The organism is Actinomyces oris (genome assembly GCF_001929375.1).
Lineage (GTDB): Bacteria > Actinomycetota > Actinomycetes > Actinomycetales > Actinomycetaceae > Actinomyces > Actinomyces oris_B.
The window spans coordinates 1-20,399 of record NZ_MSGO01000083.1; the positions used below are offsets into that span (position 1 = coordinate 1).

A 20,399-nucleotide genomic window follows, 5' to 3' on the forward strand; every position below is an offset into this window, starting at 1 on the left:
CTTACATAACAGGCCCTAGCCGTCCGCACCCGCATGTAGGTGTGGGGGCGGGAGCCGGACTCCCCGTCGATGCTGCGCACGACGTCCTCGGGCACGGTCCATCGCAACGTGGCATTCGACCTGCCGTCACACGTCACCTGGGCGCTCTTCTCGGCGGGATCGAAGACGCCGTTGTGGTTCCAGTCGATCCAGCCGGCGACCGCTCCCCCTCCGTTGCAACGGGCGTTGAGGGTGACGTTCTGGCCCGGAGCGGTTTCAATGCCCGCGGCGGGGATGGTGACACCGTCCTCGTCGTTGCCGTACCAGCCGTCGTTGTCATCGCCGTCGGCCCCGTCGCTGAAACGCTGCTGGGACTCGGCGTCGATGGCGTCCCCTAGGTAGGGCCCGGAGGCGTACATGCGGGTGGTGTTGATGAGGCGGCCGCCGAACAGGTCATGGCCGTTGCGGTTCGTGACCTCACCGCCGTCCCACCTGGGCTGGAGGAGAGCAGACGCGCTTCCGTAGGAGACCGGCGCGTCACCGAAGTCAGTGGCCAGGACCAGTCCGAGGGCGACGGCGGAGTAGCCCGACCCCTGCATGGTGATGGTCGCGCTGGTGGCGCCTTCCATGAACATGGAGACCGCGGGGCCGCCGATACCGTTGGGCTTGGAGTAGCCTCCGCCGTTCTGGTAGACGCACTCCAGCGCCGTGTTGTCCAGCCGCAGGGTGCGGTTCCCGTTGGACAGGGTCGCGCGGGTCGTGGCCGGACGCCCGCTGCCTCCACGAGTGTCCATGCAGTTGCTGGAGCGGCCACCATCGAGGAGGCGCCAGGTGACTCGCTGGTTACTGGGGACCTGGGCCTGGATCCACTCGCCGTCGAAGGGGTCATTGGTGCCGGAGGGGTTGGAGGCCTCGGCGTCGGCGAAGACCAGACCGTTGAGGCCTACCGGCGTGGAGCTGCCGTCGAGGGCCTTGAGGGCCGCCGAGCAGGAGACGTCGAAGCTGATGCGCGAGTATCCGCCCGTGGGAGTGCGGTCGGCCCGGCGGTCGTTCTTGTCCCTGCCGTCCCAGGTCTTGTCCCCGTTGTAGGCGTAGCCGTTGGCCAGCCCGATGACCATCTGGTTACGGTTGACGTAGTTGTCCGGGTACTTCAGACCACTGTGCCACTCCGAGCCGCCGTCGCTCCAGCCCCCGGCACCCCCGATGTTGTAGAGGTTGTCGAGGATGTCGCCGGCCCAGGTACCCGGAATAGTAGCGACCAGCGGGCCGCGAGCAAGATCGTCAGGAAATCCCTTCTGGTGGCCAATGTGCTTGAGATTGGACAGGTTGCAGGTGGTGACCAGATAGCCGGCCTCCCCCATGTCACGGTAGTTGGTGAACGTCCTGCGCTGCCCGTAGTCAAGCACGGGAACATTCGGCTTGTTCTGGCCGGCGAAGTTGCTGTCATAGTCCGCCCACTGGAGCCACTGGATGGTGTCCCGGTACCAGCTGGTACCGCCCTGGGCGAAGACCGCCGGAAGCGCATCGGCTGGAAGCCCCCTCGGGGCCGCGCCGGCAGAGGGCTGCTCAGTGCTCACAACCGCCGCTGCCACGCAGGTGAGTGCCGCAGCACCGACAACGAGCTTGCGCAGGCGAGGCGGGATGGCACGACGACGCAGCAAATAACACTCCAGTTCATGAGAGCTCAACGGCACTGGGCACGCCCGCGAATAGGCGTCAACATCCAGGTGCCTGGCAACAGTGGATAACTTAGTTGACGCAATCGGGCAATACCGGATCGGTGACGGATCTGAAATCGTCCGTTATGGCATTGCGACACCAATCATTACGCCGACATCACAAAACCTGGGAAATAGTGTCATTCACATTTCTATTCATGTTCACGGTAGGCCGCGCCATTGCTCATGATGGAGCACAGAAAAGACCTCCCCGGTCGGAGCAGCTGCTCTGACCGGGGAGGTCTGGTGCTACGCGGAGGCGCGGAGCGTCAGTGGGTCACTTGATGACCTTGGTGACGCGGCCGGAGCCGACGGTGCGGCCACCCTCACGGATGGCGAAGCCGAGGCCCTCCTCCATGGCGATGGGCTGGATGAGCTCGACGGTCATCTCGGTGGTGTCGCCGGGCATGACCATCTCGGTGCCCTCGGGGAGGGTGATGACACCGGTGACGTCCGTGGTACGGAAGTAGAACTGCGGACGGTAGTTCGAGTAGAAGGGGTTGTGGCGGCCGCCCTCATCCTTGGTGAGGATGTAGACGTGGCCCTCGAACTCGGTGTGCGGAGTGATGGAGCCGGGCTTGCAGATGACCTGACCGCGCTCGACGTCCTCGCGACGGGTGCCGCGCAGGAGCAGACCGCAGTTCTCGCCGGCCCAGGCCTCGTCCATCTGCTTGTGGAACATCTCGATACCGGTGACCGTGGTCTTCTGGGCCTCGCGGATACCGATGATCTCGACCTCGGAGTTGATCGGGAGCTTGCCGCGCTCCACACGACCGGTGACGACGGTGCCGCGGCCGGTGATGGTGAAGACGTCCTCGATGGGCATGAGGAAGGGCTTGTCCATGTCACGCTCGGGGGTGGGGATGTACTCGTCCACCGCGTCCATGAGCTCCTTGATCTTGCCGGCCCACTCGGCGTCGCCCTCGAGGGCCTTGAGAGCGGAGACGCGGATGACGGGAGCCTCGTCGCCGTCATAGTCCTGGGAGGACAGCAGCTCGCGCACCTCCATCTCGACGAGCTCAAGGAGCTCCTCGTCCTCCACCATGTCGGACTTGTTGAGGGCCACGAGGAGGGCGGGGACACCCACCTGGCGGGCGAGCAGGACGTGCTCGCGGGTCTGAGCCATCGGGCCGTCAGTGGCGGCGACCACGAGGATCGCGCCATCCATCTGGGCGGCACCGGTGATCATGTTCTTGATGTAGTCGGCGTGCCCGGGGGCGTCGACGTGCGCGTAGTGACGCTTGTCGGTCTCGTACTCGACGTGCGCGATGTTGATGGTGATACCGCGCTGACGCTCCTCAGGAGCCTTGTCGATCTCGTCGAAGGGGGTGAAGGGGTTCAGCTCGGGGTACTCGTCGTGCAGAACCTTGGAGATCGCAGCGGTCAGCGTCGTCTTACCGTGGTCGACGTGACCGATCGTTCCGATGTTGACGTGCGGCTTGGTCCGCTCGAACTTGGCCTTGGCCACTGGTGTCCTCCTGGGACTCGGGTAGTTCTCTTCGTCGGGATTCGACTAGCACACATGCTAGCCGCCCGGGCGTCGAGAGTCTCTACTGGTGGATGTTGGAAATCTTACTGAACTGGGTCCCGGTCGGCGCCCGAGGGGCGCCGCCGGGCCGGGGCCCGCCACAGTTGCGTGCAGCCGGTGCGGACCCCGGCAGCAGGGCGTCAGGCGCCCTTGACCTTGGCGATGATCTCGTCGGCGACGTTCTTGGGAACCTCGGCGTACGAGTCGAAGGTCATGGAGTACACGGCACGTCCCTGCGTCTTGGAGCGCAGGTCGCCGACGTAACCGAACATCTCCGACAGGGGCACGTTGGCGCGGATGACCTTGACACCGACGGCGTCCTCCATCGAGGCGATCATGCCGCGACGGGAGTTGAGGTCACCGATGACGTCACCCATGTACTCCTCGGGAGTACGGACCTCGACGGCCATGACGGGCTCGAGGAGGACCGGCGAGGCCTTCTTGGCACCTTCCTTGAACGCCATGGAGCCGGCGATCTTGAAGGCCATCTCGGAGGAGTCGACCTCGTGGTAGGCGCCGTCGATGAGGGTCGCCTTGATGTCCACCATCGGGTAGCCGGCCAGGACACCGGTGAGCATGGCGTCCTGGACCCCGGCGTCCACGCTGGGGATGTACTCGCGGGGCACGCGACCACCGGTGACGGCGTTGGCGAACTCGTAGTGCGCCTTCTCGCCGTCGGCGGCCTCGTCGGCCACGAGGGGCTCGAAGCTCATCTGCACCTTGGCGAACTGGCCGGAGCCACCCGTCTGCTTCTTGTGGGTGTACTCGACCTTGTCCACCTTCTTACGGATGGTCTCGCGGTAGGCGACCTGCGGGGCGCCCACGTTGGCCTCAACCTTGAACTCGCGGCGCATGCGGTCCACGAACACGTCCAGGTGGAGCTCGCCCATACCGCCGATGACGGTCTGGCCGGTCTCCTCGTCGAGGGAGACGGTGAAGGTGGGGTCCTCCTCGGAGAGCTTCTGGATGGCCACACCCAGCTTCTCCTGGTCGCCCTTGGTCTTGGGCTCGATGGCCACGTGGATGACCGGGTCCGGGAAGGTCATGGACTCCAGGACGATCGGGGAGCCCTGGGCGCACAGGGTGTCACCGGTGGTGACGTCCTTGAGGCCGATGAAGGCGTAGATGTGGCCCGCGTGGGCCTCCTCCACCGGGTTCTCCTTGTTGGAGTGCATCTGGAAGAGCTTCCCGATGCGCTCCTTCTTGCCCTTGGTGGCGTTGAGGACCATCTCGCCCTGGGAGACCTTGCCGGAGTAGACGCGCACGTAGACGAGCTTGCCGTAGAAGGGGTGGGTGGCCACCTTGAAGGCCAGGGCGGAGAAGGGAGCCTTCTCGTCGGCCGGACGGGTGAGCACCTCCTCCTCGTTACCCACGGCGTGACCCTCGACGTCGGGGACGTCGAGCGGGGAGGGCAGGTAGTCCAGGACGGCGTCGAGCACGGGCTGGATGCCCTTGTTCTTGAAGGCGGATCCGGCCAGGACCGGGAAGGCCTCGCCGGCCACGGTGAGCTTGCGGATGCCGGACTTGAGCTCGGCGATGCTGAGCTCCTCGCCCTCGAGGTACTTCTCCATGAGAGCGTCGTCGGACTCGGCGACCGTCTCGACCATCTGGGCGCGCAGCTCCTCGGCCTTGGCGACCAGCTCGGAGGGGATCTCCTCGTACTCGACGACCGAGCCGCGGGTCTCCTTGCCGTCGGCGTCCTTCTCGGGGAAGCGGATGGCCCGCATCTCCAGGACGTCGACGAGGCCGGAGAAGTCGTTCTCAGCGCCGATCGGGAAGTTGAGGACGATCGGGGTGGCGTGGAGGCGGTCACGAATGGTCTGGACGGAGAAGTCGAAGTCCGCACCCAGCTTGTCCATCTTGTTGATGTAGCAGATGCGCGGGACATTGTACTTGTCCGCCTGGCGCCACACCGTCTCCGACTGCGGCTCCACACCCTCCTTGCCGTCGAAGACCGCGACGGCGCCGTCGAGCACGCGCAGGGAGCGCTCGACCTCGACCGTGAAGTCCACGTGTCCGGGGGTGTCGATGATGTTGATCTGGTTGTTCTTCCAGAAGCAGGTGGTGGCCGCGGAGGTGATGGTGATACCGCGCTCCTGCTCCTGCTCCATCCAGTCCATCGTCGAGGCGCCGTCGTGCGTCTCGCCGAGCTTGTAGTTGATGCCCGTGTAGAACAGGATGCGCTCTGTCACGGTGGTCTTACCGGCATCGATGTGGGCCATGATGCCGATGTTGCGGACCTTGGTGAGGTCTGTCAGCACGTCAAGTGCCACTGGTGGTGTCCTTCGTTCGTGTGGGGTACGGAGCTGATTCCGGCACTACCAGCGGTAGTGGGCGAAGGCCTTGTTGGACTCGGCCATGCGGTGCATGTCCTCGCGGCGCTTGACCGCGGCGCCCAGGCCGTTGGAGGCGTCGAGAATCTCGTTCATGAGACGCTCGGTCATGGTGTTCTCGCGGCGCTGGCGGGAGAAGTCCACGAGCCAGCGCAGCGCCAGGGTGGTGGCGCGGCCGGGGCGGACCTCGACGGGCACCTGGTAGGTGGCGCCACCGACGCGACGGGAGCGGACCTCCAGGGCGGGGCGGATGTTGTCCAGAGCGCGCTTGAGGACCGAGACCGGGTCCTGGTCCGTCTTGGAGCGCACGCCCTCGAGGGCGCCGTAGACGATCCGCTCGGCGGTGGACTTCTTGCCGTCCAGCAGGACGCGGTTGACGAGCTGGGTGACGACCGGCGAGCCGTAGACGGGGTCGACGACGAGCGGGCGCTTGGGTGCGGGACCCTTACGAGGCATTACTTCTTCTCCTTCTTGGCACCGTACTTGGAACGTGCCTGCTGGCGGCCCTTGACACCCTGGGTGTCGAGGGCACCGCGCACGATGTGGTAGCGGACACCGGGAAGGTCCTTCACACGACCACCGCGCACGAGCACGATGGAGTGCTCCTGGAGGTTGTGGCCCTCACCGGGGATGTAGGCCGTGACCTCGATACCGGTGGACAGGCGCACACGGGCGACCTTACGGAGGGCGGAGTTCGGCTTCTTGGGGGTCGTGGTGTACACACGGGTGCACACGCCACGGCGCTGCGGACTGGCCTTGAGCGCCGGCGTCTTGGACGCGGAGCGCTTCGTCGAGCGGCCCTTGCGGACCAGCTGCTGAATGGTAGGCACTACTGATTCTCCATGGGGACGTGAGTCTGTATCTGGCTGCTGCCTGCGTGCCGGGCCGCTCCCCCATTGGTGGCTCGACGGCGCACGCCACCGCGGAGAGGGCCGGCCCGCCGGGATCAGGACGAGCCCGATGTCGACGTCCGGAGCCCCGCAGTCAGGGGCCCGTCGGTTCCCGCCGCGGCAGACCCACGTCACGACGTCGCGCTTGAACCGAGCAGGTGTGAGGCCTGGGCGAAACCGACGTCGCTGGGAACGGAATGGAGATGCGGTGACCCGTCTGCGGGCACCGTCGGCCAGGCTACCCGTTCGCCGCAGGAGGGCGCCAGGGCGAACGGCGAGGTGAGGGCGTGGTACTGGACACGCCACCTACAAACCATACCGCCTGTTTCTCCCCTCGACGATGGGGCGAACGCCCCTGACGCTGCTCAAGTCGCCCCTTCTACCATCATGAAGCATGAGTACGACGACACCCACCTGGTCCACCGTTCCGGTCGACGTCCTCCCCCGCCTCACCGTGGACGGGCGAGACACCGGGCTGACGCTGTGGACCGCGCGTACCCGGCGCGAGCGCAACATCGGCCTGCTGGGCACCGACTCGATCGACGGCGCCCTGTGGATCACCCGCTGCAACTGGGTGCACTGCTTCCGCATGCGCCACACGATCGACGTCGTCTACGTGGGACGCCGAGGGAGGGTCGTCGCGGTGACGACGATGCCGCCGAACCGGATGGGAATGCCGCGGCCGCTTGCGAGGGCCGTCGTCGAGATGCGGCAAGGAGACGCCTCTCGCCTGGGGATCCACAGGGGGAGCGTCCTAGCGGCAGCTCCTACCGAGCCGCCCCCACGGTCCAATCCCGGTTCAGCGGGCGTCCAGAACAACGTGCTCGGCTCGACTCACTGAAAGGCTCCTCCATGTCCCTCCAACCCTGGCTACTCGGCGCCGCGGCACTCGGCGCTGCGGCACTCATCGCCGGTCCGGTCTCCGCGTGGACGCGGCGCTACGTACGAGAGCCCTTCAACGACGAGGACGAGTCTGACGCCGGCGCGCGCTCCGCGGCGGTCGCTTCAGACGACACTGCGGATGGCACCACGACCGCCGCAGGAGATACCACCAAGCCGCCCTCAGGAGCCTTAGGACCTCCCGCTTCACCCGAGTACCCGACACTGAAGCATCCCGGCCTCCTCAACGCAGTACCCCAGGGACTGCTGGCACTGGCCCTGTGCCTCACCTGCGCCTGGTGGGGCAATCGAATAGGCGCCACCGCCTCGACGTTCACTGCCATCCCCGTGTACGCGCTGCTCGGATGCGCCGGAAGCGTCGACGCCGTGGCGCACCTCCTCCCCAACCGCATGCTGGGCGCCACGACCGCCTGGCTGGCCGTATGCGGTGTGGTCGCCGTCGTCCTGGATCCCGACAGAGCCCATACCGCTCTCACCGCAGCGCTCTGCGCGCTGACGGTGGGCGGCATCAGCCTGGCCCTGGCATACCTCCGCACCGGCCTGGGACTGGGAGACGTCAAGCTCGGTGCGGTGATCGGTCTCTGGCTGGGATGGCTCGACCCCTGGATGCTCGTCTTCGGACTGTGCGTCGGAGTTTTCCTGGGCGGGGTCGCCGCATTGTTCCTGCTCATCACCCGCCGGGCATCACGCAAGGATCCCATGGCCTACGGCCCCTATCTCATCGCCGGGGCCCTGCTCACGTGGCCGCTGGCCATCATTTGACACCAGGAGGGTCATCACACCTCGTGGGGAGAACTCCACAAAGCGACAGGCGCCGCCTCGTGATACCGTCATAGCGCGTTACCGCTTTGTAACCTTTGGTGTGGCGACGACCAGTCCCTAGAACTCTGCCGCCCCTCGCCCGACTGCCCCACCCATCGACTCCGCCCCTTGCAGGGTCGGACAACGTAAGGCCTCTCATGCTTGTGCTCACCGGATCCCGGTCCCACCCGGACGCGACCAAGGACTGGGATATGGGTCAGGCTGCTGCAGTCCTGCAGCAGCTAGGTCAAGGTCCGGTCCTACTGCTGTGCCGCACCGGGGAGGATGAGCACGCCGCCCGTATGGTCCGGGGGATCCTCAAACGCAAGGACCTCGGCATCCTGGTAGTGAATGAACCAGAGACCCGCTTCCGTGCCCTGGGCTACTGCCTGCTGCAGCTTCACTCTCGGGCCTACGGTCAGGCACAGACAGTGGTCGACGCATTACGGCCGGCATTACGCACCAGAGTGGCTCTCAGCTCGGTCAGCAAGCTCACCAGCCCTTCGCCAACGATCGGGCAGCACCTGCAGTCGATGCTGCCGGGCTCTCGTTTCACCTTGGACCTGGGTGAGACGCAAGGCCGTGTCACCAAGGTCAAGAACGTGGTCTGGGACAAGCCGCCTCAGGGAAGTCTGGCGATCTGGGCCGCGGACGACGAGCAGAACCGAGTCACGGGCACCCTGGCCTCCCTGGGGCTTCACCGGGAACCCCTGCTCTCCATGTCCCACACCTGGCCGGCCAAGTCCTGGGCGGAGATGACCGTGCTCATCACCGACCCCGGCCCTCTTGTCTCGCAGGCGCTGGCACCCCTCGCCCAGACCTACTGCCCCTACTGCGGTCAGATGGCCGTCCCACAGGGCTGCCTCCTGTGCGGCACGTGGCCCAACATACCTGTGCAGGCGCCCCGCACTTCCGCCCCCCACCCAGTCAAGGAGTCCAGATGAATCCGCGTCAACGGCGAGGCGTCCTGCTCATCCTCGTCACGGTCCTCGGAGCAGTGGTCACCTTCGTAGCCATGTTCAGCTACGTCCAGTCGATCTCCTCTCAGGTCGGCCCGATGACGACCGTTCTCAAGCTGTCCCAGCAGGTGACCGAGCTCAAGGAGGTCACTGCGGCCGACGTGGTGACCGAACAGGTTCCCAAGCGGTGGGTTCCCGACGACGCCATCCATGACGTCAATGACATCAAGGGCAAGGTGGCTGCCGCCACCTTGAACAAGGGCGCGGTGCTGCAGACCAGTATGCTTCAGGACCCTCCGCAGCTGGCGGAGGGGTATCGCGAGGTGTCGATCATGATCGACGCCGAGACCGGCGTCGCCGGCAAAGTCACTCCGGGCTCCCGAGTCGACGTCGTCTCCACGGTGGAGGATCCCAACACCAAGGCGCAGAAGGCTCAGATCATCATCCAGAACGCGCTCATCACCGAGGTCGGTGTGACCACGAAGGTGCAGGACAAGGACGAGAACGGGAACTTCTCCGAGGAGAAGGACAGTGTCCCGGTGACCTTCTCACTCACGCCTGAGCAGTCGCTCAAGCTCGCCTACGCCGAGAGCTTCTCGAAGAAGGTGCGTCTCCTTCTGCGCCGCGACGGCGACCAGGGGAGCGCCCAGAACCCCGAGTACTCCGCCAATCCCGGAGCACCTGCACAAGGAGCGAACTGATGCAGTACCTAGTCACCGATCATGAGGAGACCCGTCAGCAGGTACTGGCGGCGATGGCCGAGGCAGAGGGGCTTGGTGAGGTCCGTACTGTCGCCTCGCCTGAGAAGCTCAGAGAGCTTCTGGAACCGGAGGTCACATCGTGCATTCTGGTCGATGAGGCGCTGGAGGGGCGCATCGCCCTGCCCACTGTTCAAGAGCTCTCCCGCACCTACCCACTCATTCCCGTTGTTCTGCTGAGCCGGGCTCGTACCTCCGAAAGCGTTGTGGCGGCGATGGACGCCGGAGCACGGACCGTGCTGGCGCTGCCCTTGTCGCTCGAGGAGATCACGAACCGTCTGCTCCCGGTCCTGGCGTGGTCGCGCGCGGTTCGCAGCGAGGCCTCGAGCCGGGAGGAGATCACCGCTCGCCGTCAAGGCACGATCACCGCCGTCGTCGGTGCCAAGGGCGGCGTGGGCACCTCGACGGTCGCACTCATGGCTGCCGCGCAGCTCGCTCAGGGAGCTCGCACCTGCCTGGTGGATCTCGATGTCCGCGGTGGTGACCTCGCCGCCATGACCGGGATCTCGGTGCGTCGTTCCATCACCGACCTGGCCGACATCGCTGCCGAGGTCAGCGCTCGAGAGATCTCCGAGGTCATGTACCCCCTCCCCGGCGGGATCGCCCTCCTACCCGCCCCAGAACAGGGCGAGACCGGTGAGATGCTGACGGAGTCGGCCACGCGTCAGATCCTCACCATGCTGCGCTACCAGTTCGACCACGTGGTCCTGGACTGCGGCAACCGGCTTGACGACATCCTGGCCATGGGGCTCGACTCCGCCGACCGAGCCCTCATTGTCACGACCCCCGATGCACCGGCCCTGCGCTCGGTGCGCAGGCTGAGCGACGCGCTCGACCGCCTCGATATCGCCCGTGGACGCCCCTTCGGACTGGTGGTCAACCTGACCAACCGGCAACGCGAGATCCAGCCGGCCACCGCGGTGAAGATGACGGGAGTGGCACTGGCCGCAAGCATTCCCGATCTGACGGCGCAGATCGAGATGGCCGTCAACTCCAACACGCTGCTGACGTCGAGGGTTCCCGCCATGGCTAAAGCCGCACAGTCCATCGCCGGAGCCATCACGGCCGAAACGATGCCAGGCCATGCCAGCGCTTCCGATCAGAGTGCGGCGGCCGGCTCAACCAAGGCCGCGCGGCGAGGCCGCAAGCGCCGCCGCTCGCAACGGGGCCAGATCACGGTGGAGTTCCCGGTGGTCTTCGCGCTGGCCACAGCCTTCATTCTGATGTGCATCCAGGCACTCAGCCTTGGAATCTCCTACATGTACGCCACTCATGCCGCCAATGAGGCGGCCCACGCCTATGGCATCGGGAAGAGCCCCGGTCAGGTGCAGCAGGAAGTCACCAGCCGCCTGCCCAACAGCTACGCCGCACGTACCAAGGTGACACGTTCTGGCGCGGACAGGGTCACCGTCACGCTTCCGGTCCTCTCCGTTGTCGATATGAATACCTCCGCAAGCGCCGGAATCGTCTGGGAGAAGTAATGAGTACTACGTCCACAGCCGCAGCTTTCCGCCCCGCCCGTCTCACCTCATCCCCGAAGCGTCTCATCAGGCGCCTGCGTCATGAGGAGCGAGGTGTCCTCGATATTGAGCTCATCGGCTTCGTGCCGATTCTGGTCCTGGTCACCATGTTCCTCGTTCAAGGCTTTCTCGCCGTCTCCACGGTGACCTCCGTCAGCGCCGCCGCTCGAGACGGCGCTCGCGCAGCCATGCTAGGGCGGTCCCCCGAGCAGGCCGCCCATGAGGCTCTGCCCGACTGGGTGCGCCTGGAGTCCGTGTCGGATGGTTGCGGTTCCGGGCACTGTGTCCAGGTCACCGCCCGGGTACCGATCGGTATCCCAGCCATCACCAGTGAGCACCTCACCGTGACTCGTACGGCCTACTTCCCCGAGGGCTGAGATGGCACTACGAGACCGAGTTGCCCAGCCCAAGGGAGGCAAACGACAGAGCACCGGCAGCAGAGAGGACCTGGTGGCGCTCTACCGGACCCGCCTGCTTAATGAGATCGACCTTGAAGAGGTCGCCGGACTGGAGCTGGCCCAGCAGCGCGCCCGCCTGGAGCGGGTACTCTCACGACTCCTGTCCATTGAGGGCCCGGTCATGTCTCCGCGCGAGCGGGCCTGGCTCATCAAGCGTGTGATCGACGATGCCGTTGGGTTGGGAGTGCTCGAACCCCTCATCGCAGATCATTCCGTCACCGAGATCATGGTCAACGGCACGGAGGACGTCTTCATCGAGCGGTCCGGACGAATCGAGCGGGTGCCCACCCGCTTCACCTCTGAGGCCGAGCTGTACCAGCTCATTGACCGCATCGTCTCCTCGGTCAACCGCCGCGTGGACGAGTCCAGCCCCATGGTCGACGCGCGCCTGCCCGGAGGAGAACGTGTCAACGTCATCATCCCACCTCTGGCGCTCGATGGACCGACAATCACCATTCGACGTTTCCCTCAGCCCTTCCGCCTTCCTGATCTCGTCGCTCGCAACAGCCTGCCCCAGCAAGCCGCCGACCTCTTGGGCGCCCTGGTGGCCGCCCGGTTCAATATTCTCGTCTCCGGCGGAACCGGTTCCGGCAAGACCACCTTCCTCAACGCACTGTCCGGGATGATCTCCGATCGAGAGCGAATCATCACCATTGAGGATGCGGCCGAGCTATCCCTGCAGCAGCCCCACGTTGTTCGCTTGGAGGCACGTCCGGCCAATACCGAGGGAGCAGGCCAGGTAACGATTCGTGATCTCGTGAGGAACTCACTGCGTATGCGCCCCGACCGCATCATTGTTGGCGAGGTCCGTGGCGGCGAGACGCTCGACATGCTCCAGGCCATGAACACCGGTCACGAGGGCTCGCTGACCACCGTGCACGCCAACTCCGCCACCGACGCACTGAGTCGCCTGGAGACGCTGTCCTCCATGTCCGATGTCACGCTCCCAGTCGAAACCGTCAGAGATCAAATCAATGGCGCCATCGACGTCATTATCCAGCTGGAGCGTGACTCCACCGGCGTGAGACGGGTCAGCACCATTGAGGCAGTGACCTCCCGACACCGCGAGAACTATACGACCTCACTTATGATGCGTTACGTTCATACCGCCCAACGCGATCAAGAACACTTCGAGTTCCACGGCATTTCTCAAGCTATGGCGGACAGGATTCAGCAGCACGGCCTGCAGCTCCCACCAGGACTCCTCGTGGGGGAGATGGCATCATGAACAATGTCCTTCTCATCTACATCAGTGGAGCCGCCACCCTCATCATTGGAAGTACTGCGCTCATCACCTTGTCCACCAATGCAGGGCGTACCGCCGAGCTCGCGCAGGGCGTCGGTGCCGCAGACATCACTCAGCGAGGAAGCGCTGGAAGCGTTCTTCTCACCCTCCTTCGCAGACTCCCTTTCAGCAAGCCGCTACGTCGGCGGCTCTCCAGCGCCGGGTTGAGCTGGGATGTCGCGCTAACCGAGTTGACCCTCACGGGCGCAACCGTCGGCACTTTCCTCATCGCACGCCTTCTCGTTGGACACATTGCAGGAGCGATCTTCGCCGTTCTCATCCTAGCTCTGTTCTTCCGATGGCTCCGCCGACGCAGAGACCAACGGGTGGAACGGTTCATCGCCCAGCTCCCTGAGGTATCCCGAATTCTGTCCAACGGAACTTCGGCAGGCATGTCGGTTGAGCGCGCACTGGTCCTGGCCGCCCAGGAGATGTCCGAGCCGGCCGGCGTGGAACTGAAACGAACCACCTCTCAGCTCGCACTCGGATGGTCATTGGACAGTGCCCTCAACGACCTTTCCGAGCGGATGCCCTCACGTGAACTCAATGTCCTCGTGCGCACCATCATCATCCAGTCCACAGCCGGAGGTGCGCTTGCCAGCGCCCTGCACGACATCGCCCTCGCGCTCGAGGATCGCAAGCAACTGCACCGCGAGGTTCGGACCGCCATTATTGGCTCGACATTCAGCGCCTACCTCGTCCCCCTCATCGGACTCACTGCCATTGTACTCATGAACATGATGAAGCCTGGCGTACTGGACGACATGGCATCATCCTTCGGTGGCCGGATCGTCCTCGCTGCGGCTCTCTTCTGCTTCGGAATCGGCGCACTGCTTATGAGACTCGTTTCCCGAGTGGAGGTGTAGCGTGACAGCAATTACATTCGGCATCACCACGACACTGTTTGTCCTTCTTGGAGCCTACGGAATCCACCTCATCAGAGACGACGGCACCAATCAGTACGGAATTCACAGTGAGGATGATCACACGCCGACAAGCGAAGGCAGCTTTGTTAAACTCATCGACGCCCTCGGAATCAGAACTCAGAAGCTCCTTCGCAGACTCTACGGCCCCATCCGCCTCAAATCACTTGACCGCCGACTGAAAAATGCAGGAAACCCAGAAGGGCTCACGCTCGATCTTTTCATCCAAAGGGAGGCTGGCTTTATTTCACTGAGCATCCTCCTACTGGTTATCTTTACCTTGCTAGGACACCCAGTATACGGAATACTTTTTGGTGTAATATTCTCAGGATGGATGTACCTTTGGTTGTTTCAGGCAGTTCGGAAGCGGCAGGCCTCGATCGATCGCGACATTCCAGACTTCCTTGACATTCTCGCCATTACGGTACGTTCAGGCATGTCATTCCGTAGCTCACTCGAACGCGTTTGCAGTCACTTCGAAGGCCCCGTGGCCGAGGAGATGCAGAAGACACTTCACGAGATGCGGCTCGGCGTGTCACGACGCGATGCCTTCACCGCAACTAAGGAGCGCTGCCGCTCCGATAACATCGATAATTTCGTGACGGCACTCCTTCAGTCCGAGGAGCTGGGAACCCCGATCGGTGACGCACTAGCCTCAATCGTCAAAGAGATTCGGCGAGAACGAGCGCAGCAGGTTCGCCGCGCCGCCGCTAAGGCACAGCCCAAGGTGGCACTCGTTGCCACCACCACCATGGTTCCAGGCACCATGATTCTCATGCTCGGAGGGATGATATTCGCCAACTGGGAGACGTTCACCAAACTGTTTGGCGGATGAAATGCAGTCACTTGACATAAAAGACTCTCGCCTACCCGCAGGCCCTATTCACCGTCACGCGCTCTTCACCGCGGTTGGCCTAATATGTGACGTCCGACTCGGACTCGTCCTAGCTTGCGAACTTGGGATCATGGCATCCAACGCCGACAAAGGAGCTGTGGCAGTCCCCTTGTTGGGGCTCACCATTAACTGGATAACTCTGCAAACATTTCGGAAACACTCTCATCTCATAGTCGGCAGCTGGATCTATTTATGTTCCGACCTGCTCATCACCTGCATTGTTGTCACAACACTCCCCGCCATCTTCTCTGGCGGCCTCTCCCTGTCTCTCGCTTACATCATCGCATCCTCCGTACTCATCGGACTCATAAGTCAAGCGTTCTGGGCATCGCTGTGGAGCGTTGGCGTCACTCTAGCACTCGCACTCCTCAAGCTTCACGACACGTCCCTTCCTACTGTTGTTGCAGCCGCCATGGTTGCGGGAATTATTTTCAGTGTCCTCGTTGGGAATCGCTTGAACAGCCAGTTCACAGAAGTCAGTCGCCTCTCTGCCGAAGCCGCTTTCGCCCGAGCGGAAGAACGTGCCTTAGCCGAGCGACTCACCATCGCTCGGGATCTGCACGATTCGCTTGCGAAAAGCGTTCATGGTATTCGTATGCTTGCCGAAACCTTGGACGGTTCTCTCGCCTCCGAGCATCACCCCGACGCTCAGCTCAGCCGCCTGATCTTTGAGTCCGCTGACGAGGCAAGCAGGGAAGCGCGGCTCGTTCTTGACGGCCTGCGTTCCGGTGGCGACGAAGACACCATTGGTGCACTTAGAGAGGAAGTCAACCGGTGGAGCGCACGCACCGGCATCACGATCTCCACCAACAGAACTGAATCACAACCTCCATTGCCGTGCTCAACCGAGACGATGTGGCAGCTTCAGCGCATTGTGGGCGAGATACTCACCAATATCGAGAAACACGCTCAAGCCACGTCGGTCAACGCCGACTTTTTCTATGATAGCACACATTTTTATCTCGACATATACGACGACGGCATAGGGTTCGACAATAGCCTGGGCAACCTCAACCAGGAAGGACACTACGGACTCACCGGCCTGAAAGAACGGGCCACATCTCTCGGCGGGCACATTTCCATCGACCCACACTCGGAGTTCGACGGAGGAACACGCATCTCTTTTCATGTCCCCATTGATTCACTTGTCACTCACAAGGAGAAGAGCACATGAAGGTGATGGTCGTTGACGACAACGCCATTGTTCGACTCGGGCTTCAATCAGTCCTCCATCGAATCGATGACGTGGACGAAGTCATCGAAGCGGACGACGCATTTTCCGCACTCGAGGCGCACCACACACATTCTCCCGACATCATCCTCCTGGACATCTCCATGCCTCCCGGGCGCAGCGGACTTGACATCCTTCCCGAACTCGCCCGCGACGCATCGGTCATCATGCTCACCTCGAATCGAGACCCCAGCAGTATCCGCCAGGCACTTGACGCCGGCGCGCGGGGCTACTTGGTTCACGGTCAGTTGGGCATCAATGAGGTGGCCGGCGCCATTGAGACCTGCCGTAGCGGCGGACTCGTTCTTGGCAGGGAAGCGGCAGACGTGATGCTTAGTCCTCCCACCCAGGACTTCACCGACAACCCTCTGCGCGCTCAGGTCTCAGACAGGGAGGCCGAGATCCTGGATCTTGCTGCAACCGGTATGTCCAACAGCCGGATCGCCCAGCGACTATTTTTGTCGGAAAGGACCGTCAAAAATTATCTCAACAGCGCCTACCCCAAGATTCAGGTCCACAGTCGCGCCGAGGCGATCGCCGTCTGGTTGTCGCCACCGCCTCCCCACCAGTAGGCCGCAGGACAGGGCGCCCGCCCCTACCCGTTGGGGCACGCGGCCCCCTACCTTAGAGATCGTCACAGACACGAGGTGCCGGCACAACGGCACCAACCAACCATGGAGGTCATCATGAACAACAACGCACTGCTCCGTCTGCAGGTCCGTCTCCAGCAGGTCTGGATCGACCTTCGCGATAGCGAGCGAGGTCAGACAATGGTCGAGTATGCCGGCATCGCGCTTGTCGTCGCAGCGATCATTGGTGTCGTCGTCGGCGCGGTAGGATCGGGCGGCGGAAAGATCGGTAAGGCCATCACCGCGAAGATCGCTGAGGCCATTGCAGGCCTCTGACAGTTGTTTGAAGGTGACTTCATCCACGCCTCAGTCAAGGCGATGAATTTCCTCACCAGAGCTCAATTGCTCTGGTGAGGAAGTTCTTGCATGTCATTAAGGAGTTGTTGTGTTCTCTGTGTTCTCCCGTTCATTCGGTGTTCCTTCGAGGGCGGCGTCTCGTCGGTCTTTCGTGGCTCTCTCGGCTCTGGCGGGACTCGGGTTGCCGGTGCTGGCCGGGTGTGACCTGCCGGGGACATCGAAGGACAATGGAGGGCCGGCATCCCCATCGGGCTCCACCGCCGGAGGATCAGCCACAGCCTCAGCGAGCGCTCCGGCTCAGGCCGGTAGCACCCAGTGGCAGAAGCTCGACGGCCACGTCATGGGCCACAAGGTGAGCGTGGAGGTCTCCCCCGTCATCCGCCAGGACAAGACGACCTCGTACATCGCCGTGAAGCTCACCCGCGCATCCGACGACGCCTCCATCGACGCCGTCCAAGCCAGCTCCTACAAAGACGACAGCGGCAACAAGCTCAACGTCTCCAACTACCTGGGCGTGCCCTCAATCTTCCGCCCCGGCACCGGAGCCTCCCTGGTCAAGCTCCTCGACACCGCCACCGGGCGCGTATGGAGCGCCATCAACGGCAGCGGAACGTTCCTCGAGCTGGCCCCCGGCGAGGACATGACCTCCTACCTGTCCTTCGGCAAGGTCGACACCGACACCGTCACCGTCATGGTCCCCATGGCCGGCTTCACCACCGTCTCCGTCCTGGACGCTGGCGACGCCAAAAAAGCCAAGATCGACCTGTCCATCGCCCAGGCTGCGCTCGAACAGTCCTCCCACGCCGTCCCCGAGCTCGCCGACCCCGTCATCATCGAGCGCTACACCCGCGCCCTGGACGACTCCACCAGCACCCACGCCGGCAGCAAGGACATCACCGTCACCCTCGCATCAGACGTCACCTTCGACTCCGACTCCGCCAACCTGACCCCCGGAGCCGACACCCAGCTCAAAACCGTCGCCGGCCAGCTGGCTCAGCACCCCGACGGCGGCACACTCACCATCGTGGGCCACACCGACGACATCCAGGACGACGCCTACAACCAGACCCTGTCCGAGAAACGAGCCAACGCCGTCAAAACCAGGCTCGAACAGCTCACCAGCCTCGACAAGTGGAAGACCACCGTCTCGGGCAAGGGCGAGACCCAACCCAAGATCAACGACACCACCGACCAGGCCCGAGCCGCCAACCGACGAGTCGAGATCACCCTGACCCCCACCGGCGGCACCACCCCCAAGAACAACACCACCCCCACCCCCACCACTGGCAGCGGTAAGCTGCCCGACCCACAAGGCCCCGTCGCCAAAGGCCCTGAGGGCGTCACCCTCACCACCAAGGGCCTCGACACCAGTGGGGAGGTCACCGTCACTCTGGACCACGTCACCCGCGCTGGCGGCTACCTGCTGGGCACTGTCACCTGCACCGTCAAGGACGGCTCCACCGGCGCACCACTGCGCCCCCTGCTCGACGACCCCGAAACCGCCCTGAGCAACCAACGCTCCGAGAGCGGCGCCCTGTCCACCATCCTCGCCAGCGACGGCCTGACCCTCATCAGCAATGGCGAACGCATCTTCCCCGCCGACTACATCGACGCCGACGCCAAGCAGCACCTCCCCCTGACCGAGCTATGCCTCCTGGACAACCTCAAGACCGGCACCACCACCATCTGCGTCGTCTGGCCCGACCCCGGCGGCGACACCACCACCCTCGACCACCCCAAAGGCAAATACTCAACCCCAGACACCGCCTACCGCCTCACCGACATCCCCATCAAGAACAGCTGAGTACCACCATGTCTCATCTTCGGCGTATCACCACCCGGCATCCATCCGGACCGGCAAGCACGGAACGCGGCAGTATCCTGCCCTACCTCAGCGTTGCCGCCGCACTCGTCGCACTCGTGGCGCTGGGGCTCATGACTGGCCTTGGAGACGCCATCCTGCACCGTCGGGATGCCAGTAATGCGGCCGATGCAGCTGCTTTGGCGGCAGCACGGGCCTGGGCCGATTCCATTGAGTCGACCTACGGGAACGCCGTGGACGCCACCAGCGAGGACGGTCTCTGGAGCAATGCCGGCCGGGGCCTCGGCTCCTTCGCCGGTCCAGGAGCCAAGCGAGCAGCGGAACGCTATGCCTCGCTGGACGGGGCCACGCTCACCGCGTACTCCGTAGACACAGCACGCGGCACCGTCACCGTGTCCGTTCGCACGAAGTCCGCCGTCACTGGCACCAACCAACGACTCACTGCAACCTCGACCGCGAAGATCGACCTCGAGGACGGTGCGTGCCTGAGCGGCGGCCAGGTCGGTTTCGAGATCAACGGAAAGTGCGTCACCAGGCGCCCCCAGGCCAAGAGCCCGGGTCAGAAGAAGGGCGTCAAGCCGGCTCCCTTCAAGGTGCCTGCGGGGATGAGCAAGAAGGCCAAGGTCTCCACCCGCCTCGTCTCAGCCTGAGTTCTGGGCTTCAGAGCAGGGGCTTCGTTCCGAAGACGTCATGCCCCCACCTGACACAGACCGCTCTCGACAAACGTTGGCGCTGGCGCATGTCTGCCCGTAGAGTCTCAGTCAGATAACGGTATCGACCCCGACGACACCGCTCTGCACCTGTCGCCTCATCGAAAGGACGCACTCCGTGCGCTGCCGTTCCCAGTTTCCCCGGCTGGCAAGGACAGTCGTCCTCACACTCTTCGTCGGTATCTCAGCAGGCGCCGTTCAGCCGGCAGTTGCAACCCCGGGCTCAGGGGCGAAGCAGGCCGTCAGCACCACACGGTCACTGACCAGCGGATACAGCGCGGAAGGTTCCGGAACCAACCCGGTGACCGCGCAGGTCACCGGCGCGCGGGCCAAGCGAGCAACGTCTCAGTGCGCCAACCAGCGAAGGCGAAAAGCGACAGCAAGGAACCAGACTCATGCACGACATCAACAAAAACAACACACAGTTGCGGACATGTGAAAATCGGATTCATTAAGTTTGGAAATTCTTTCGCGCTTGCGGAGCAAGAAGAAAAATATGTAGACCCTAAAACAGGTGAAGTTAAAACGCGCTATAGTGTAGTAGCTACAGACGGCGCCACTCTTGGCGGCGAGGTCGGAGTCGGCACAAACGGTGAGGTTAATGGCAGCGGCCTTGGTGCCGACTTGTCCGCCGAAGCCGGTTTTGACGTGAAATCCGGGGATACGTGGGAGTTCAACTCAAAGGAAGAAATGGAGACTTTTATAAACCACTACGAAAGTTACAGAATACAGCGACAGCAGCTTAGCCTCGATCTTTCATCGT

Annotated in this window: 20 protein-coding genes; 15 read left to right on the forward strand and 5 right to left on the reverse strand. The window is 63.5% G+C overall.

Translation table 11 applies throughout. The features are described 5' to 3' along the window. From BKH32_RS12895 to rpsL, 5 genes are all read right to left on the reverse strand, one after another. Positions 1-1,640 (reverse strand): CshA/CshB family fibrillar adhesin-related protein (locus BKH32_RS12895; protein ID WP_256691970.1); only part of this gene is annotated, 1,640 nt, incomplete at its 3' end. 334 nt (positions 1,641-1,974) lie between these two features. Beyond that, complete coding sequence (tuf, locus tag BKH32_RS12900; protein WP_075250392.1) at positions 1,975-3,165, reverse strand: elongation factor Tu; 1,191 nt, start codon at positions 3,163-3,165, stop codon at positions 1,975-1,977. A 200-nt stretch (positions 3,166-3,365) separates the two neighbouring features. After that, entirely contained in the window at positions 3,366-5,498 is a 2,133-nt protein-coding gene (gene fusA, locus BKH32_RS12905) for an elongation factor G (RefSeq protein WP_075250393.1), read from the reverse strand. Between the two features lie 45 nt (positions 5,499-5,543). Next, positions 5,544-6,014 carry a 30S ribosomal protein S7 gene (gene rpsG, locus BKH32_RS12910; protein WP_003786052.1) on the reverse strand — a complete coding sequence of 157 codons (471 nt, stop codon included), beginning with the start codon at positions 6,012-6,014 and terminating at the stop codon, positions 5,544-5,546. Next, positions 6,014-6,388 carry a 30S ribosomal protein S12 gene (gene rpsL / locus BKH32_RS12915; protein WP_003786082.1) on the reverse strand — a complete coding sequence of 125 codons (375 nt, stop codon included), beginning with the start codon at positions 6,386-6,388 and terminating at the stop codon, positions 6,014-6,016. Before rpsL ends, rpsG begins: the two co-directional genes overlap by 1 nt. Positions 6,389-6,842: 454 nt before the next feature. Between rpsL and BKH32_RS12920 the strand changes: the two genes are divergently transcribed. From BKH32_RS12920 to BKH32_RS13810, 15 genes are all read left to right on the forward strand, one after another. Then, complete coding sequence (locus tag BKH32_RS12920; protein ID WP_075250394.1) at positions 6,843-7,289, forward strand: DUF192 domain-containing protein; 447 nt, start codon at positions 6,843-6,845, stop codon at positions 7,287-7,289. Positions 7,290-7,300: 11 nt separating this feature from the next. Next, entirely contained in the window at positions 7,301-8,110 is an 810-nt protein-coding gene (locus BKH32_RS12925) for a prepilin peptidase (protein ID WP_075250395.1), read from the forward strand. Positions 8,111-8,361: 251 nt separating this feature from the next. Further along, positions 8,362-9,093, forward strand: coding sequence for a hypothetical protein (locus BKH32_RS12930; RefSeq protein ID WP_075250396.1), 732 nt, complete (start codon positions 8,362-8,364; stop codon positions 9,091-9,093). Continuing rightward, on the forward strand, positions 9,090-9,809 hold the full coding sequence (gene cpaB, locus BKH32_RS12935; RefSeq protein ID WP_075250397.1) for a Flp pilus assembly protein CpaB: 720 nt from the start codon (positions 9,090-9,092) through the stop codon (positions 9,807-9,809). Before BKH32_RS12930 ends, cpaB begins: the two co-directional genes overlap by 4 nt. After that, entirely contained in the window at positions 9,809-11,347 is a 1,539-nt protein-coding gene (locus BKH32_RS12940; RefSeq protein WP_081376819.1) for an AAA family ATPase, read from the forward strand. The genes cpaB and BKH32_RS12940 overlap by 1 nt, the downstream gene beginning before the upstream one ends. Then, positions 11,347-11,763, forward strand: a complete 417-nt coding sequence (locus tag BKH32_RS12945) for a TadE/TadG family type IV pilus assembly protein (protein WP_075250399.1) — start codon at positions 11,347-11,349, stop codon at positions 11,761-11,763. Before BKH32_RS12940 ends, BKH32_RS12945 begins: the two co-directional genes overlap by 1 nt. A 1-nt stretch (position 11,764) precedes the next feature. Next, positions 11,765-13,072, forward strand: a complete 1,308-nt coding sequence (locus BKH32_RS12950; protein WP_075250400.1) for a CpaF family protein — start codon at positions 11,765-11,767, stop codon at positions 13,070-13,072. Beyond that, complete coding sequence (locus tag BKH32_RS12955; RefSeq protein WP_075250401.1) at positions 13,069-13,995, forward strand: type II secretion system F family protein; 927 nt, start codon at positions 13,069-13,071, stop codon at positions 13,993-13,995. Before BKH32_RS12950 ends, BKH32_RS12955 begins: the two co-directional genes overlap by 4 nt. A gap of 1 nt (position 13,996) precedes the next feature. Next, positions 13,997-14,887: a type II secretion system F family protein gene (locus BKH32_RS12960; protein ID WP_075250402.1), complete on the forward strand. Its 891-nt coding sequence runs from the start codon at positions 13,997-13,999 to the stop codon at positions 14,885-14,887. 130 nt (positions 14,888-15,017) lie between these two features. Continuing rightward, complete coding sequence (locus tag BKH32_RS12965) at positions 15,018-16,121, forward strand: sensor histidine kinase (RefSeq protein WP_178384697.1); 1,104 nt, start codon at positions 15,018-15,020, stop codon at positions 16,119-16,121. Further along, entirely contained in the window at positions 16,118-16,750 is a 633-nt protein-coding gene (locus BKH32_RS12970) for a response regulator transcription factor (protein WP_075250403.1), read from the forward strand. Before BKH32_RS12965 ends, BKH32_RS12970 begins: the two co-directional genes overlap by 4 nt. A 114-nt stretch (positions 16,751-16,864) precedes the next feature. Continuing rightward, positions 16,865-17,083 carry a hypothetical protein gene (locus tag BKH32_RS12975; protein WP_256691985.1) on the forward strand — a complete coding sequence of 73 codons (219 nt, stop codon included), beginning with the start codon at positions 16,865-16,867 and terminating at the stop codon, positions 17,081-17,083. Positions 17,084-17,255: 172 nt separating this feature from the next. Continuing rightward, complete coding sequence (locus BKH32_RS12980; protein ID WP_081376821.1) at positions 17,256-18,908, forward strand: OmpA family protein; 1,653 nt, start codon at positions 17,256-17,258, stop codon at positions 18,906-18,908. Positions 18,909-18,916: 8 nt separating this feature from the next. Next, positions 18,917-19,576 (forward strand): pilus assembly protein TadG-related protein, encoded by a 660-nt coding sequence (locus BKH32_RS12985; RefSeq protein WP_075250405.1) that lies wholly within the window; start codon positions 18,917-18,919, stop codon positions 19,574-19,576. A 495-nt stretch (positions 19,577-20,071) separates the two neighbouring features. Beyond that, positions 20,072-20,399 (forward strand): hypothetical protein (locus tag BKH32_RS13810; protein WP_143222851.1); only part of this gene is annotated, 328 nt, incomplete at its 3' end.

Bases quoted from the DNA above. Each gene is read 5' to 3' on its own strand.
- BKH32_RS12920 (WP_075250394.1), top strand. From the start codon at position 6,843: ATGAGTACGACGACACCCACCTGGTCCACCGTTCCGGTCGACGTCCTC.
- BKH32_RS12985 (WP_075250405.1), top strand. From the start codon at position 18,917: ATGTCTCATCTTCGGCGTATCACCACCCGGCATCCATCCGGACCGGCA.
- BKH32_RS12955 (WP_075250401.1), top strand. From the start codon at position 13,069: ATGAACAATGTCCTTCTCATCTACATCAGTGGAGCCGCCACCCTCATC.
- BKH32_RS12925 (WP_075250395.1), top strand. From the start codon at position 7,301: ATGTCCCTCCAACCCTGGCTACTCGGCGCCGCGGCACTCGGCGCTGCG.
- BKH32_RS12950 (WP_075250400.1), top strand. From the start codon at position 11,765: ATGGCACTACGAGACCGAGTTGCCCAGCCCAAGGGAGGCAAACGACAG.
- BKH32_RS12965 (WP_178384697.1), top strand. From the start codon at position 15,018: ATGGCATCCAACGCCGACAAAGGAGCTGTGGCAGTCCCCTTGTTGGGG.
- BKH32_RS12940 (WP_081376819.1), top strand. From the start codon at position 9,809: ATGCAGTACCTAGTCACCGATCATGAGGAGACCCGTCAGCAGGTACTG.
- BKH32_RS12930 (WP_075250396.1), top strand. From the start codon at position 8,362: ATGGGTCAGGCTGCTGCAGTCCTGCAGCAGCTAGGTCAAGGTCCGGTC.
- cpaB (WP_075250397.1), top strand. From the start codon at position 9,090: ATGAATCCGCGTCAACGGCGAGGCGTCCTGCTCATCCTCGTCACGGTC.
- rpsG (WP_003786052.1), bottom strand. From the start codon at position 6,014: ATGCCTCGTAAGGGTCCCGCACCCAAGCGCCCGCTCGTCGTCGACCCC.
- BKH32_RS12970 (WP_075250403.1), top strand. From the start codon at position 16,118: ATGAAGGTGATGGTCGTTGACGACAACGCCATTGTTCGACTCGGGCTT.
- BKH32_RS12975 (WP_256691985.1), top strand. From the start codon at position 16,865: ATGAACAACAACGCACTGCTCCGTCTGCAGGTCCGTCTCCAGCAGGTC.
- BKH32_RS12945 (WP_075250399.1), top strand. From the start codon at position 11,347: ATGAGTACTACGTCCACAGCCGCAGCTTTCCGCCCCGCCCGTCTCACC.